Origin of the sequence: Rhizobium herbae, assembly GCF_017873135.1 — a bacterium.
GTDB classification, from domain to species: Bacteria; Pseudomonadota; Alphaproteobacteria; order Rhizobiales; family Rhizobiaceae; genus Pararhizobium; species Pararhizobium herbae.
This window is the reverse complement of the sequence record NZ_JAGGJV010000001.1, coordinates 725,834-739,004: the sequence shown is the minus strand read 5'-3', so window position 1 is coordinate 739,004 and position 13,171 is coordinate 725,834. Positions and strand designations below refer to the sequence as shown.

The window sequence follows — 13,171 nt, the reverse complement described above, 5'->3', positions numbered from 1 at the left end:
ATATTCTGGAAATACCGAAGGAGATAAGCATGACTGCCATGAATGAACTCCCAGTTGCCGTAATAGGCGCGGGACCTGTCGGACTTGCCGCCGCCGCTCACCTTGTCTCCCGTAACATTCATCCACTCGTTTTCGAACGTGGCGAAACGGTAGGCGCGGCGCTGCTCGGTTGGGGACATGTCAGGGTTTTCTCGCCATGGAAATACAATATCGATGATGCGGCACGCACCCTTCTGGACCGTCACGGATGGGACGCACCTCAACCGGATAATCTGCCGAACGGCCAGGAGATCGTCGAAGAATATCTCGTCCCACTGGCATCCGTGCCGGAGATTGCGTCTGGCCTGAAATTGGGTGCAACAGTGACCGCGATCACCCGTCACGGCCTCGACAAGGTTTCGTCTGGCAATCGTGACAATGCTCCGTTTATTGTCCGATATACCGATCAGGCTGGAGAGCATGACGTGCTCGTCAGGGCCGTGATCGACGCCTCGGGAACGTGGACCCAACCCAATCCAATGGGAATTAACGGCCTCAGCGTTCCGGGGGAAAAGGCATCGTCCAACCGGATTTCTTACGGCATTCCTGATGTTCTCGGCACTCGCCGCAACGAATTCCTTGGCAAACGCACGCTGGTGGTCGGCAGCGGCCATTCGGCCATCAATGTCGCCATCGCTCTCATGGACCTGCAGGATATTGACCCCAGGACGCAAATCTTCTGGGCGCTGCGGCACCACGGCGTCGAGCGCCTGCTCGGCGGCGGCCTGAACGATCAGTTGCCGGAACGCGGAGCGCTGGGGCTGGCCGCGAAGAACGCCATGGATGAGGGGCGGCTGCAGATGCTGACTTCGTTCTCCGCCCAAAAGGTCCTCGTGCACGAGGAGAGGGTTCATCTGACGGCGACGGTTGGGACACAGCAGACAGAATTGGATATCGACCAGATCGTTGTCACCACCGGGTTTCGTCCAGATTTCTCCTTCCTGCGCGAACTCAGGGTCGAGGTGGACCCAGCCGTCGAAGCACCGCCAGCGCTGGCTCCACTCATTGACCCCAATTTCCATTCCTGCGGAACCGTGCCGCCTCACGGCATCGAGGAACTGAAGCATCCGGAGAAGGATTTCTACATCGTCGGTTCGAAGTCCTACGGTCGTGCGCCGACATTTCTGATGAAGACGGGTTACGAACAGGTGCGGTCGGTCGTCGCCGAAATCGCAGGTGATCATGTCGCCGCCCGTATTGTCCAATTGGTTCTCCCCGAAACCGGCGTCTGCAGCGTCGACCTCGGTAGCAAAACGGCGGTTTCGTGCTGCGGTGGACCGGCCCCTGTTGAAGTCGATGCCTGTTGTGTTGCCGATGCCACGGCAAAATCAGAAGGAAAATCTGGCTGCGGCTGCGGACCTCGGTCCAATGAGACCGAACGTCTGACTGAGAGCGCCTGAACAATGGATGATCAAAAACTGCCAGTTTCAGCTCTATGGGGACTCGGCCTTACCCAGATCATCGGGTACGGAACCCTCTACTATGCTTTCAGCATCCTCGTGCCGGACATTGCCCGGCAACTTGGATGGAGTGAACAATGGGTTTTCGGCGCGTTCTCTGGTTCGCTCCTGGCCGGAAGTTTGATCGCGCCGACTGCCGGTCATTGGGCGGATCGCATCGGGGCTGGACGGTTGATGGCGGTTGGGTCGGTCGGGGCCGCAATCTCGCTCCTTCTAACGGCAGTGGCACCAGGACCGATCACCTTCTGTCTGGCTCTCGCCCTGACGCAGATCGTCTCTGCAACCGTGCTTTACAGCACCGCCTTCGTGGCCATCGTTCAAATCGGCGGACGAAAAGCACAGAAATCGATTGTTCATCTGACCCTGATCGCTGGCTTTGCCTCAACGCTGTTCTGGCCGATGACATCCTGGCTTCACGACTGGATGTCATGGCGGCAGGTCTATCTCCTGTTTGCGCTGCTCAATATTGGCATATGCTTCCCGATCCACGTTTGGCTTGCCAGACTAACGTCGTCGAAGGTTGCAGGCGAACAACCCGCGCAATCCTCTGCACCCGCTGTGTCGTCGGCCACGCCGTTGCCAAAAGGGCAATTGATATTCGTTCTGATGCTGATCGGCTTCGCAATTGAAGGTTATGCCCTGTCGGCAGTCCTGGTTCATATGGTTCCATTGACACTGGCACTGGGCCTTGGCGCATCCGGAATCTACATTGCCTCTCTTTTTGGACCGTCACAGGTCGCGAGCCGTTTCGTCAATTTGCTGTTCGGCGGCGGACTTTCCCAGACCTGGCTTGCGGTAATCGCGACGCTCTTTCTCCCGCTCGGCCTGGCGATCCTGCTCCCTACATCGCCTTGGATTGTGGGGGCGGTCGTCTTCGCGATCTGCATGGGCCTGGGTTCAGGTTTGACGAGCATTGTCGGCGGTACACTGCCCTTGGAACTGTTCGGCCGCGAAGGTTACGGCAAGCGTTTAGGCTGGTGCACCTCGGCGAAACAATTCACGTCGGCCATTGCGCCGGTTTCCATGTCGGCATCGATGTCCGCCATAGGTGTCGTTCCCTCTTTGTGGATCGTCGCTTTAATCGGTATGGTTGGAGCACTGGCGTTCCTGGCGATTCCATTAATCGTGAGGCAGAGGATGGTCACATCACCACTGAGCGCCTGAAGTTCTCCGCCCGTGGAGGTAGCGTGCGCTTATTGCCGGACACCCCAAATGGCCTTCACGTCTTCGCGGACGGGTGTTATGAACCCAATTCCCGACAGGGGGGATGGGCATTCGTCGCCTACCGCGATGCCGTGGAAATCGCGGCCGACTTCGGTGGCGTCCTGGATTCAGCGAACAACGCGCTGGAGTTAGTCGCCCTGCTCAAGGCAGCAACCTGGCTCAATGCCAATGCTCTTGGTGAACCTGCGATTATTTGGTCCGACTCCCTGTACACAGTCAGAGGCTGCAATAGCTGGCGACACATCTGGAAGACCAACGGCTGGAAAAAAATCGTCGCGAATGCGAATGCTCGAAGTCGAACTATAGCCAGTCCAGAACTGTGGAAGGCAATCGATTTTGAGTTGTCACCCAACCCGTTGGTGACCATCGCCTGGTGCAAAGGTCATTCCGGCATCGAAGGCAACGAACGCGCGGATGAACTCGCGGGAAGCGGATGCCTTTCGCTCCGGGCGGGCGAACTCGCTTGATTTGCGAATGGCGAAACCTCGCGACGTTCCCCAAGCTGACTATTAGTTGTATTTTCCCAGTAAAGAGGGGCGCATGAAAATCGAGGTTTTTGACCGGGCCGACATCTCGCTGCACCTTAAGAATTGTCGGGCCTGTTGGTCGACGCGGTCAATCAGGGCGCGTTGGTCGGCCATATCCTGCCATTAGACATGAACGCGGTCGAGCACTACTGGCACGATGTGGCAATCTCGGTCGTCGCTGGAGAACGCTTATTGATCTGCGCGTCGGTCGAGAATAAACTTGTCGGTACGGTCCAGCTATATTTGTCGCCGGAGCCAAACGCTCCGCATCGGGGTGAAGTCTATAAACTCATCGTCAACAGCACTCGCCGAAATCAAGGGATCGGCGAAGCTTTGATGCACGAAGTCGAACGACAGGCCACCAAATACAAGCGTTCACTTCTTTTGCTCGATACGGCGCAGGGAGGGGCGGGGGAACGCCTTTATCGACGCCTTGGATGGCAAGAGGTTGGGACAGTGCCTCGTCATTTTGTTGATCCGTGGGGCAATATGACGGCATCCGTTTATATGATGCGGTTTATCGAATGACCGGACTCCTCGCTGCATCGGTTTAACGCGCACAGGCGTGATAACTGGGCCTGCGCCATGCCAGAAGCAATCTGGACATGAACTTCGGGGGGAAGTACACGTAGGCGAGGGACCGTGCCGACCTACGCTTCTAGAAGGTTCGGCTGAACTATCAGGTGTGGGGGCCACAAGTGGGGGCGGTTAGAGCAGCGTTGGTGGACGCCTTCATTGCCGCCCTGCCGGTGGCCTTGATCTATTTCAGTGGTTGGGCCTATCTGACATCTTATCTCGGCCAGTTTGGGATTGACGCGACCCAGTTCGACGTCAGCTTCACAACTGTACTCGTCTATGCGTTTGTGCCACTTCAGTCTTGTTCTGTTATTTTCGCGATAGCCGCCATCGTCCTCCTTGGCTTTACGGGTTTTTTGCTCGAATTCAACGTGAAGGAAGATGCGAAGATATTGCGCAGCCTGGCTGCGTCACTTGGTCTTGTCGCTCTGGTTCTGGTTGTCGTCCTTCTTTTCGTTGTAAAGGCAGCGGCAACGACAGCCGCTCGTGATATGAGCGACAATGTCTGGAAAGGTGACAAATCCCAGTCGGTAGTGCCTCTACTCGACGCGCGAAAGGACGATCCGGCAGCAAAATTATATAACGCTTGCAGAGACGGCCGACGTCTTCGCCAGATAATAGGTTTGCCGAGCCAACTATTTTTGATGTGTCGCAGTGATGTCGATGAATGTAACAGGGGAACGCTTTTTGCTGTCAGCCATGAGGGAAAGATTCTTTATTCGGCAGACAAGGTCAGGGAGGAAATCAATGTTCGGAAGATTTGTCAGCCTTAGTCTGCTCGTGCTTCTCGCGGTGCCCCATCCGTCATTTGGCGACGATATTGAACTCGCCGGGAGAAGAAAAATTGTCGTTGGCGACGGACCGTATGAGATAAAGGACGAGTCAGGCGTCATCGGTTTTGTTGTAGCCACCGCCGGAAATTTCGTCACCTTCAAGCCCTGTTCCGGGGAATCGTTTTCGCTCGACCGCAACAAACTGCTTCCCACAAAAAACAAATGCAAAAATGCGCCATCTCCTGACGAGAACCCTTTGGTGGCAAACTGTGGCAATGCGTGGGATGGTTGGGACAAAACGAAGGTCGCACAGGCAATCAAAGGCAACGAGCCGGTCGGCACCACATTCTTTACCACCAGCGACAACGAGATAGTTGCGCAGGCCATGGACCCGACGCAGATGGCGGCAGTCATCGACAGCGTGGCTCAACTGAAAGATTGTGGTCAATATACTATCGGTTTTGACAAGCAAGGAGAGAGTAACTTGCGCATCATTCAGCCAATGCAGGCGATACATCTAGAGAATCAGAACTGAATGCTACCAAAGAGAAAACATCAATATTGAAATATAGGCGTAGGATCGATTTTCGGAAGAACCAAATACCTGGCGCGAGATAACGCGCGCGCGCCATACCGTGATTTGGCAGCTAGATGGATTCCAATTCGGTCGAATGCCATAGATATTCGTCGCGGCCTTGCAGGGTCGCTCGGTCAGACTTGTAGCGTAGGTCGCCTGTAGCTCCGAGGTTACGAAGCTTCGTCAGTGTCTCATTTACGTCGTTCTCCTGCGAAGTTTTGCAGTATGCACAGACGAGGTGGTGGCCGAGCTTCACATCAAGCCTAGCTGACGAAATCTTCACAGCCGCCAGATCGCCATGAGCCGCAGCTTCCGCCAATTTCCGCCATATGCCTTCAGGATCGCCAAGGGCTATGGGAACCAACCATTTGCCAGACGCCAATATGTCGTCGTCACCGCCGATTTGCGAAGTGAACCCCGACTTTGAAATCGCAGCGTGCCACATAAGGCGCATTCCTCTCGAAGTGATAAACGTTGAGAATTGGCCTTTGGCGCGGAGACCAAATAACCAAGAGCCGAGGTTAGCGGCCCGACGAGAAATCGCTTGGCCGGGTCTGTTAAACGACAAGCGGCGTATCGTGGCTGGTTGACGTCGACGAAATTCCGCCCGATCCTTTAATGGTCCGAGACTGTGCGAAATTTCAGATGATGCCCCAAAATCCTAACCTAGCTGCGTTAAGAGCGGCGATTCCTCATGAGGATGCTCAACTGGAGGCGGCAAGTGCTTGTCTCCTTCAGATGGTAGGGCAGCGGGACACTGGCTTTCCGCACATGACTTTGGATGATGCCCGTGAAATTGCGCGCGTCATCCGAGGCCGTTTTCAATCCGGTTCCAGCTGAGCCTTAGATCATGGCGACGTTCCCGGTTGGACTAGGTGGCCTGGTTTGCCTTGGTAGAGTTGTTGAAATCCGGAAATTTCGTCGCTGGATAGGTGATTGAGCAGCTGTGCAAGGCGCTCACCCGCTAGGAATTTCTCGTCCCTCAGTGCGCCCGCGATTTTTATCAGCGCCTCCTGGTGCGACTCCAGTATTTCCTTCGATCTCTTGTACTCCGCATCAAGAATGAGATCGATATCAGCGCGAAGGTCAGGAATTATTGAAAACAAGGCCCCTTCCGACTGGTCAATTTCTTCGGGAAACGTCGAGAGGCGTCTGCCCAACCCGAACCTCGTGACCATTTGCGAAGCTAATTCAGTTGCCTTCGCAACGTCGCTCCTTGGTGATCCTCCAGCAGTAGTCGAGCGGTAGCCGAATATCAGCTCCTCGGCGGCCATACCGGCGAGACCCACAGCGATGTCACCTCGGAAGTACCTCTCAGTTTTAAACGGTGTCACCGGCTCATCGATCCAAGTCGCTCCGTGAGTTTCATGTGACCGTTCGTTTTCTGATGTATGATCGAAAATCTCTATTCGTGAGACGGTCCCCACTTCCAGTACCTTCGCTACCAACGCGTGCGCTGCCTCATGAATGCATATTCGCCAGAGATCGGCTCCGACCAACTTTATGCGCTCGGAGATGTGCTCAGTAAGGTCCTCAATTTTTAAATCCCTATTCGCAATGCGCGCACGCTGTCGCGCTTTCCGCGCAACAAGTTCCAAGTCCGAACCCGTCTTTCCTGAAAGCGCTCTTGCTGCTTGGCTTATCTCAAGGCAATTTGCCAACTCAGGAAGGTAGAAACGAAGGATTGAGGCTCGCTCTTCCGCATTCGGTGGCGAGAGTTCAATATGCTGCTCTATCCTACCCGAACGGATGAGGGCAGGATCAAGACGTCCAGGCAGATTTGTTGCTGCCACCACCACAACACCTTCGCGTCCTTCAGTACCATCGAGCGCTTCAAGCAAAGCGTTTACAACCTCGTTGCAATACTGCTGATTATCTCCTGAGAATTTTCGGCGGTCTCCAAAAGCATCGAATTCATCGAGGAATAGAATTGACGGGGCGGATTCTCGCGCCTCATTGAAATCGATCCTCATCGCTTTCAACAAGTCGCCGAGATGACCGTGAGATTGCCATTTGGCAAGCGAGGCCGATACCAAGTGAGCGCCGCACGCGGACGCGAGGGATACGGCAAAGCTGGATTTTCCGGTACCCGGCGGGCCGTACAGCAGAACTCCTTTATCAACATCGGCCCAGTGAAGCGCACCGGCCCGCCAGAGTTCCAGATCGCGTTTTAGATCGAGGCCCCATGTTCCTGCCGCGCCATACGATGTAAGTGGAAGGACCCGCCGCGAACTGCTGGCTTTTGATGATAATTCCTTGACCCTTGCCAGCGCAGACCGTGCCGACCGACCTTTGCGGAAGATCGAATCTATGTACCTCGGGTCCTGTTGGCGAAGAAGTGCTTTGCATTCTTCGGACAATGGGCCGACGTCCAGTTGGAGAGCGAGGCTATCCAGATGTCGGTCAGCAAGGATTTCCAAATCGACGTTCGTGTCTGCACTTATCCTGAACTCGGCGTGCAGCTCCGCCCCCTTTGGGAGAAAGACCACTACCTTCTGAGCGTCCAGATATGCGCCAGGGCTGAAATCCCAATTCCCTTTTTTAGTCCTTGGGGGATGGCAGAAAGCCTTAATCCGCACGGAGCTGCGACCTCCAGACTTGAGGCCGAGTTCTGCGACATAGTCGAAGTCGTCCATCGGCCAAGCCCGTGGGACTTGGATCACTATTACTGAAGTCTCGGAGGTGAAGAAATGCTGCTGATTTTTCATCAGGTGTACGAACGCGCAAAAAGCAAGAAACCGACGCGGACTGCTGGCCAAGGCTGTTGGGGCGGCTCGTCGGCTAAGTTCGGCAGGAAATTTGGAGATCGCTACACGGACTTCGGCAGTGGCTGTTAGAAGGTTCTCTATCGCGGCGTCGAGCATGTCCTGGGTGTGGGGTTTCATTGGTTGGGCCCTCCTTCAAGAGGACGTCCTAGGCGATACCAGCGGTTGAAAGTCCTGGCGAGGTTCTGCCTTTCATCCCAGAAGACGATCTCGGTAGTGAACCCGGCGTTCCCGCTCTTAATGTTCGGATGGCCGGTGATGGTCCCCACAAGAACAGGCACGGCTCTCTTGGCGATGACCCAGTCCGAAATAGTGGCGCTGGATACGATAGATTTCGGACCCAGCACCGCAAACCTTTCAAGGTCGTCAGCAAGCCGACGGTAGGCGTCAATCATTTCCTGCGGGGACGGAATTGGTGGGGAAGCCGAGTTAGCCATGAAATACCTCGTGGTGATTCTGATTTGAATCGCTGCGAAAAGAATCGTTGCTACTTCTTGTTAAATAAACGCAACTAAATGTCAACAATGTGCTACATTAAGTAGCTAATGTTGACATTTTTGGATAAGGTGCGTTTTTCGCTGTATGGCGATTAATTATCCACCAGAGATATTGCGTGCGGGCCGGGCATTAGTCGGCTGGAAGCAAAGCCAGTTGGCTCAGGCAGCAGGGGTATCGCGCCATACACTCCTCCGTGTCGAAGAGGGCCAGAACGTCATGTTGGAAACGCTTACAAGCGTTGTGAGAGCCTTGGAGGATCAGGGGGTGGAATTCACCGGTGCGACCACGGCCTATGGAGTGGGCGTGCGCTGGCGTACCCCTTCCGGTCGGACTGGTGAGGACCCAGCCGAGGTCGACGTCCCAAAAAAGGGGTAACGGTCATACTTCGTTGCGCGCCCTCGAAGTGCAAATGGGTACTGTTGCCAATTCGCGGCGCGGCCAATGGCCGTCATGTTGCACGCGATTGGTGAGAGGAGCGCGGGGCCGCTTATGGCTAAGCAGTACGGACTTATAGATGGCGAGGCGGCTCGTCGCCACCACGCCCTGGCCGGTCGCAAACTCGCAGTATCTGTGCAGCCTATGCCGGGCGAGGGAGCCGCAGACCTGATTTTGAGAGCGAGCGCTCTCAATGCCTACCACTACCCCTTCGAAATTATGAAGATTATTGGCGGGAAACGCGAACAAAGATTTTCACATTACGGGGTAGCCAAGTGGGGGCTCACCTTAGATGGCCTAGGAGACCTTCTGGGCACTAGGAAGGGACAGTCCGATATTGCTCCGCTTCTTTACCCGTCAACTGGGCGGGATAGCTTTGACTTCTTTTCTAGCAATCTGCCGTACCATCAACTTATCGGTCATCGACGGGTCGCGCCAACTTTTTTGAAGTATGGTGGCTATCAAAAGGCCATTTGGCACATCAAGTCACTTACGTTCGATCCTTCAACTTTCGAAACGTTGCTCGATAAATGCCCGGTTTGCCGCGCCCGACTAACCTTCGTCTCTACAAAGGGCATTTGCTCTTGCCACAAATGTTTTGATCCGAACGACCGTCGAAAGGCCTCGGTCGATTTACGTGACTACCCCCAACCCATTGTAGAATTCGACGACGAGGAGGCCGTCCGGTTCGTAACCGACCTCATCGATCCCGAAAGAGTAGATCGTGGACGTGCGGCTCTCCATCCCGAGTTACGCGAATTTAACCCTGGCCATCTTTTCGAATTCATAGTGCAGGCCGCGAAGGCGCTTGATTTCAAAACTGGGGTGTGTCGAGCGCTTCAGTCGAACTTTTCGGCTGTCGGAGAGGTCAGCGCGAAAAATCTTTCTGTAGCGGGTCGTGCAATGATCAACTGGCCTCACGGCTTCATCGAGATGGCTGAGAGTTTAAAGAATGCGTGGTTTTTCCCACAGACCAAGGATTTCTATGCGCACCCTCTAAGGGTCCGATTGATGTCGCCATTTTACGATCCCCGCTTCCGAAAGTTGATGACGTCCGGGATCAAGTCATCGTTGAGGGCGAGCGTGCTAATTGCGGTCGATGGGACGACTAAAACGACGCCTAGTACGTCACCGCCCGTATCGTGGCATGACCTCTCCCGTTATGCTCACGCATCGAAACTGGTTCGCGAAGAGAGCGCGAAGTCGGGCCTCCCTGTGAGCGCCTTGCTCGCATGCTACGCTTCAGGTTTCAGGTGCCCAGACCAATTGCTCGCCAGAAACTGGCACGCGACCACACGATCTGTATGCGAACTCACTTCAATCGAGGTTCCACGCACGAGGGGCAAGAAGCGGACGCTCTCCATTAGCGATATCGTTTTGGCACTTTACCACCTTCCCGGCAGTCCCTGGCCGCAGATGCTGCAGGGAATACTGGACCAGACCCTTCCGACATTGAGAAAATCAGTGAATTCGCCCTACATCCGTGGTCTTGTGATCGGTGACTTTGAAGTTTGGAAGGCTTTTTTTGCTGATCTGGCCCCAGGACCCGACGGCTCCTCTGCGGAGATAACCGGTGGTGAAGCAGGGTTTTACCTAGGCATGAGCGGCCCCCAAATTTCGAACCTTGTCGCATACGGATTTCTATCAAGCGGTAGGATATCGATGGCGGAAATATGGGATTTTCGTAGAAAGTTCATATCGCCAAAAGAGGTTGCGGCTAGGCTCCAGGTGAACGGGGAAATTGCGCTGGCAAACCTTGTTGGAGGCGAGTTAAATAAAGCAGGGATTCCCGCTATCCGCCTTGGCTCCTTCGTTCGATCACGTATCGACGTCGAGCAATACTACGGTAGCCGTTTGGCCTGAAATAGGCTCTGAGAATCGCAATCTTGGTATCACTGCCTTATTGTTTCGAGACTTGTGGGAATCGCTTTAGATTGGTTCCAACAGAAATGCAAGAAGGGCCTGTTGTCGGGGCGGTTATTTCTAGATTTTTTTTGCGGATTTTTGCGCAATTTCGATCGCCGGTGATATTTGCGATTCACCTGCCGATTGTGCTTCCATGGCAGATTTGACGAGATCAAGGGTCTGCTGCGGTGGGGTCCCCTTGGCCATTTCGGTCTGGACTCTCCGCATCCAGAGCTTAAGCTGAGCGTCGCTAAAGATCGGACCCGATGTCATTTTTCGCTCTCTGATTATAATACAATACTATTATCGTCATGTTTTAGTGTTGTCAAATTAAGCCACAATACCCTAAAATTCAATGGGTTTTAGCGCTCTGCAACTGGCAACTTTCAAGGGTAATTATCCGCAGTTGAAAAGAGGAGGCGAAGTGACCGACCATGGGGTGTGAATAAAGCCAAGGGTGGAGGGCCCCGATGAAGCAGCAGTCACATATCGTAGATCTTCTCAATGCGGCAAAACTTCTGGCTGACAACCAGAATAATGCTCTGTTGAGCTACATCATCAACATGGCGATGATAGAGGCCTCGGCCAGAACCGCCGACAAGAAAACAGAGAAAGACGAAGGTGGCATTAAAGCCGCCTGATATTACAAACGAGCAGGTGGCCGTTAAACACCGATAGTCGATGGCTCAACCCATCGGGACCTTTTGGAGGGCTGGTCGAGAGACTGGCCTTTGTTCTTTGAAGGTACGGATTTGATTTCCTATCGCCGTTACCGGATTTAATTTTATACACCGCCAAGCCGCGCGCCTCATGCCTGCCGGAGTTCCCGGTCATCACCGGCAGACGATGAGCCGCCGTTGATGACCGGGAATATGTGATCAATCCTCTTCGGTGAACACCGCCTCGCGCTTTTTCTTGACGCTTGGCAGGAAGACGACGACGAGGACGGCGAGGGCGATCAGCAGCAGGAAGGCGCTGATCGGCCGCGTCACGAAGGTCGTTGCATCGCCGCGCGACAGGATCATCGCCCGGCGCAGGTTTTCCTCCAAGAGCGGCCCGAGAACGAAGCCGAGCAGGAGAGGTGCGGGTTCGCAGCGCAGCTTGACCAGCGCATATCCGGCCAGGCCGAAGAAGGCGACGGCATAGAGGTCGTAGACGTTGGAATTGACGCTGTAGACCCCGATCGAGCAGAAGGCCATGATGATCGGGAAGAGCACGTAGTAGGGGATCGTCAGCAGCTTCACCCACAGGCCGATCAGCGGCAGGTTGAGCACCACCAGCATCAGGTTGCCGATCCACATCGAGGCGATGATGCCCCAGAACAGCGCCGGCTGTTCGGATGCCACGTTTGGTCCGGGAACGATACCCTGGATGATCATCGCACCGACCATCAGCGCCATCACCGGATTGGCGGGAATGCCGAGCGTCAGGAGCGGAATGAACGATGTCTGGGCACCGGCATTGTTGGCCGATTCCGGGCCCGCGACGCCGGCGATGGCGCCATGGCCGAACTCTTCTGGGTGCTTGGAGAGGCGCTTTTCGACGGTGTAGGAGGCAAAGGCTGCAAGGATGGCGCCGCCACCGGGCAGGATGCCGAGCGCCGAACCGATACCGGTGCCGCGAATGACCGGCCACATCATCTGCTTGAAATCGTCGCGTGTCGGCAACAGGCCGCTGACCTTGGCCATCAGCAGCGTCCGGGTCTTTTCGCCTTCGAGATTGCGCAGGATCTCGGCGACGCCGAAGACGCCGACGGCGACGGCGACAAAGTTCAGCCCGTCGGCATATTCGCGGATACCGAGGGTAAAGCGCGGCGTGCCGGTGTAGATGTCGGTGCCGACGAGACCGAGCAGCAGGCCGAGCGCCACCATGGCCAGCGCCTTGACGATCGAGCCATGGGCAAGCGCGATCGAGGAGACGAGGCCGACGATCATCAGCGAGAAATATTCCGCCGCGCCGAACTTGAGCGCGAGGGCGGTGAGCGGCAGGGCGAAGATCGCCACCAGGAAGGTCGAGACGGTGCCGGCAAAGAACGAGCCGAGGGCCGCGATCGACAGCGCTGCTCCGGCCCGGCCCTTGCGGGCCATCTGGTAGCCGTCGATGGCGGTGACGGCGGAGGAGGATTCGCCGGGCATGTTGATCAGGATCGCCGTGGTCGAGCCGCCATATTGCGCACCGTAATAGATGCCGGCGAGCATGATCAGCGAGGAGACGGGCTCGAGCTGAAAGGTGATCGGCAACAGCATGGCGATGGTGGCGGTGGCGCCGATGCCGGGCAGCACGCCGATCAGGGTGCCGAGCAGCACGCCGATCAGGCAGAACAGCAGGTTTTCCGGCGAGGCGGCGGTGGCAAATCCGAGTGCGAGATTGCTGAAAAGATCCATCGTGATGT

Annotated in this window: 14 protein-coding genes; 9 read left to right on the top strand and 5 right to left on the bottom strand. The window is 55.5% G+C overall.

Features of this window, described 5'->3' with window-relative positions; genetic code table 11:
* Nucleotides 1–29 precede the first annotated feature (29 nt).
* From J2Z75_RS03700 to J2Z75_RS03675, 6 genes are all read left to right on the top strand, one after another.
* A complete protein-coding gene (locus J2Z75_RS03700; protein ID WP_062610117.1) occupies nucleotides 30–1,439 on the top strand; it encodes an NAD(P)-binding domain-containing protein in 1,410 nt (469 codons plus the stop codon).
* A 3-nt stretch (nucleotides 1,440–1,442) separates the two neighbouring features.
* The gene (gene arsK, locus J2Z75_RS03695) at nucleotides 1,443–2,663 is read left to right on the top strand and encodes an arsenite efflux MFS transporter ArsK (protein WP_062610115.1); all 1,221 of its coding nucleotides are present in this window, start codon (nucleotides 1,443–1,445) and stop codon (nucleotides 2,661–2,663) included.
* A gap of 23 nt (nucleotides 2,664–2,686) precedes the next feature.
* Complete coding sequence (locus J2Z75_RS03690) at nucleotides 2,687–3,190, top strand: ribonuclease H family protein (RefSeq protein WP_244484307.1); 504 nt, start codon at nucleotides 2,687–2,689, stop codon at nucleotides 3,188–3,190.
* Nucleotides 3,191–3,325: 135 nt separating this feature from the next.
* Complete coding sequence (locus tag J2Z75_RS03685) at nucleotides 3,326–3,778, top strand: GNAT family N-acetyltransferase (protein WP_209847889.1); 453 nt, start codon at nucleotides 3,326–3,328, stop codon at nucleotides 3,776–3,778.
* Nucleotides 3,779–3,972: 194 nt separating this feature from the next.
* On the top strand, nucleotides 3,973–4,599 hold the full coding sequence (locus J2Z75_RS03680) for a hypothetical protein (RefSeq protein ID WP_151343419.1): 627 nt from the start codon (nucleotides 3,973–3,975) through the stop codon (nucleotides 4,597–4,599).
* Entirely contained in the window at nucleotides 4,574–5,134 is a 561-nt protein-coding gene (locus tag J2Z75_RS03675; RefSeq protein WP_062602212.1) for a hypothetical protein, read from the top strand. Before J2Z75_RS03680 ends, J2Z75_RS03675 begins: the two co-directional genes overlap by 26 nt.
* A gap of 112 nt (nucleotides 5,135–5,246) precedes the next feature.
* Here J2Z75_RS03675 and J2Z75_RS03670 read toward each other — a convergent pair whose 3' ends face one another.
* The 3 genes from J2Z75_RS03670 to J2Z75_RS03660 all read right to left on the bottom strand — a co-directional run bounded on the left by J2Z75_RS03670 (nucleotide 5,247) and on the right by J2Z75_RS03660 (nucleotide 8,378).
* Nucleotides 5,247–5,621: a putative phosphothreonine lyase domain-containing protein gene (locus J2Z75_RS03670; RefSeq protein ID WP_062610109.1), complete on the bottom strand. Its 375-nt coding sequence runs from the start codon at nucleotides 5,619–5,621 to the stop codon at nucleotides 5,247–5,249.
* Nucleotides 5,622–6,024: 403 nt separating this feature from the next.
* The gene (locus tag J2Z75_RS03665; RefSeq protein WP_209847886.1) at nucleotides 6,025–8,061 is read right to left on the bottom strand and encodes an AAA family ATPase; all 2,037 of its coding nucleotides are present in this window, start codon (nucleotides 8,059–8,061) and stop codon (nucleotides 6,025–6,027) included.
* Complete coding sequence (locus J2Z75_RS03660) at nucleotides 8,058–8,378, bottom strand: hypothetical protein (RefSeq protein ID WP_065280291.1); 321 nt, start codon at nucleotides 8,376–8,378, stop codon at nucleotides 8,058–8,060. Before J2Z75_RS03660 ends, J2Z75_RS03665 begins: the two co-directional genes overlap by 4 nt.
* Before the next feature lie 145 nt (nucleotides 8,379–8,523).
* On the opposite strand from J2Z75_RS03660, the gene J2Z75_RS03655 reads away from it, so the two are divergent.
* Both J2Z75_RS03655 and J2Z75_RS03650 read left to right on the top strand, forming a co-directional pair.
* Complete coding sequence (locus tag J2Z75_RS03655; RefSeq protein WP_209847883.1) at nucleotides 8,524–8,814, top strand: helix-turn-helix transcriptional regulator; 291 nt, start codon at nucleotides 8,524–8,526, stop codon at nucleotides 8,812–8,814.
* 114 nt (nucleotides 8,815–8,928) lie between these two features.
* Entirely contained in the window at nucleotides 8,929–10,737 is a 1,809-nt protein-coding gene (locus J2Z75_RS03650; protein WP_209847880.1) for a hypothetical protein, read from the top strand.
* Nucleotides 10,738–10,857: 120 nt separating this feature from the next.
* On the opposite strand, the gene J2Z75_RS03645 is transcribed toward J2Z75_RS03650, so the two are convergent.
* A complete protein-coding gene (locus J2Z75_RS03645; RefSeq protein WP_209847878.1) occupies nucleotides 10,858–11,052 on the bottom strand; it encodes a hypothetical protein in 195 nt (64 codons plus the stop codon).
* 197 nt (nucleotides 11,053–11,249) lie between these two features.
* Here J2Z75_RS03645 and J2Z75_RS03640 point away from each other — a divergent pair, with 197 nt between their 5' ends.
* The gene (locus tag J2Z75_RS03640; RefSeq protein WP_209847876.1) at nucleotides 11,250–11,420 is read left to right on the top strand and encodes a hypothetical protein; all 171 of its coding nucleotides are present in this window, start codon (nucleotides 11,250–11,252) and stop codon (nucleotides 11,418–11,420) included.
* A 237-nt stretch (nucleotides 11,421–11,657) separates the two neighbouring features.
* On the opposite strand, the gene J2Z75_RS03635 is transcribed toward J2Z75_RS03640, so the two are convergent.
* Complete coding sequence (locus tag J2Z75_RS03635) at nucleotides 11,658–13,163, bottom strand: tripartite tricarboxylate transporter permease (protein WP_209847874.1); 1,506 nt, start codon at nucleotides 13,161–13,163, stop codon at nucleotides 11,658–11,660.
* Between the last annotated feature and the right edge of the window lie 8 nt (nucleotides 13,164–13,171).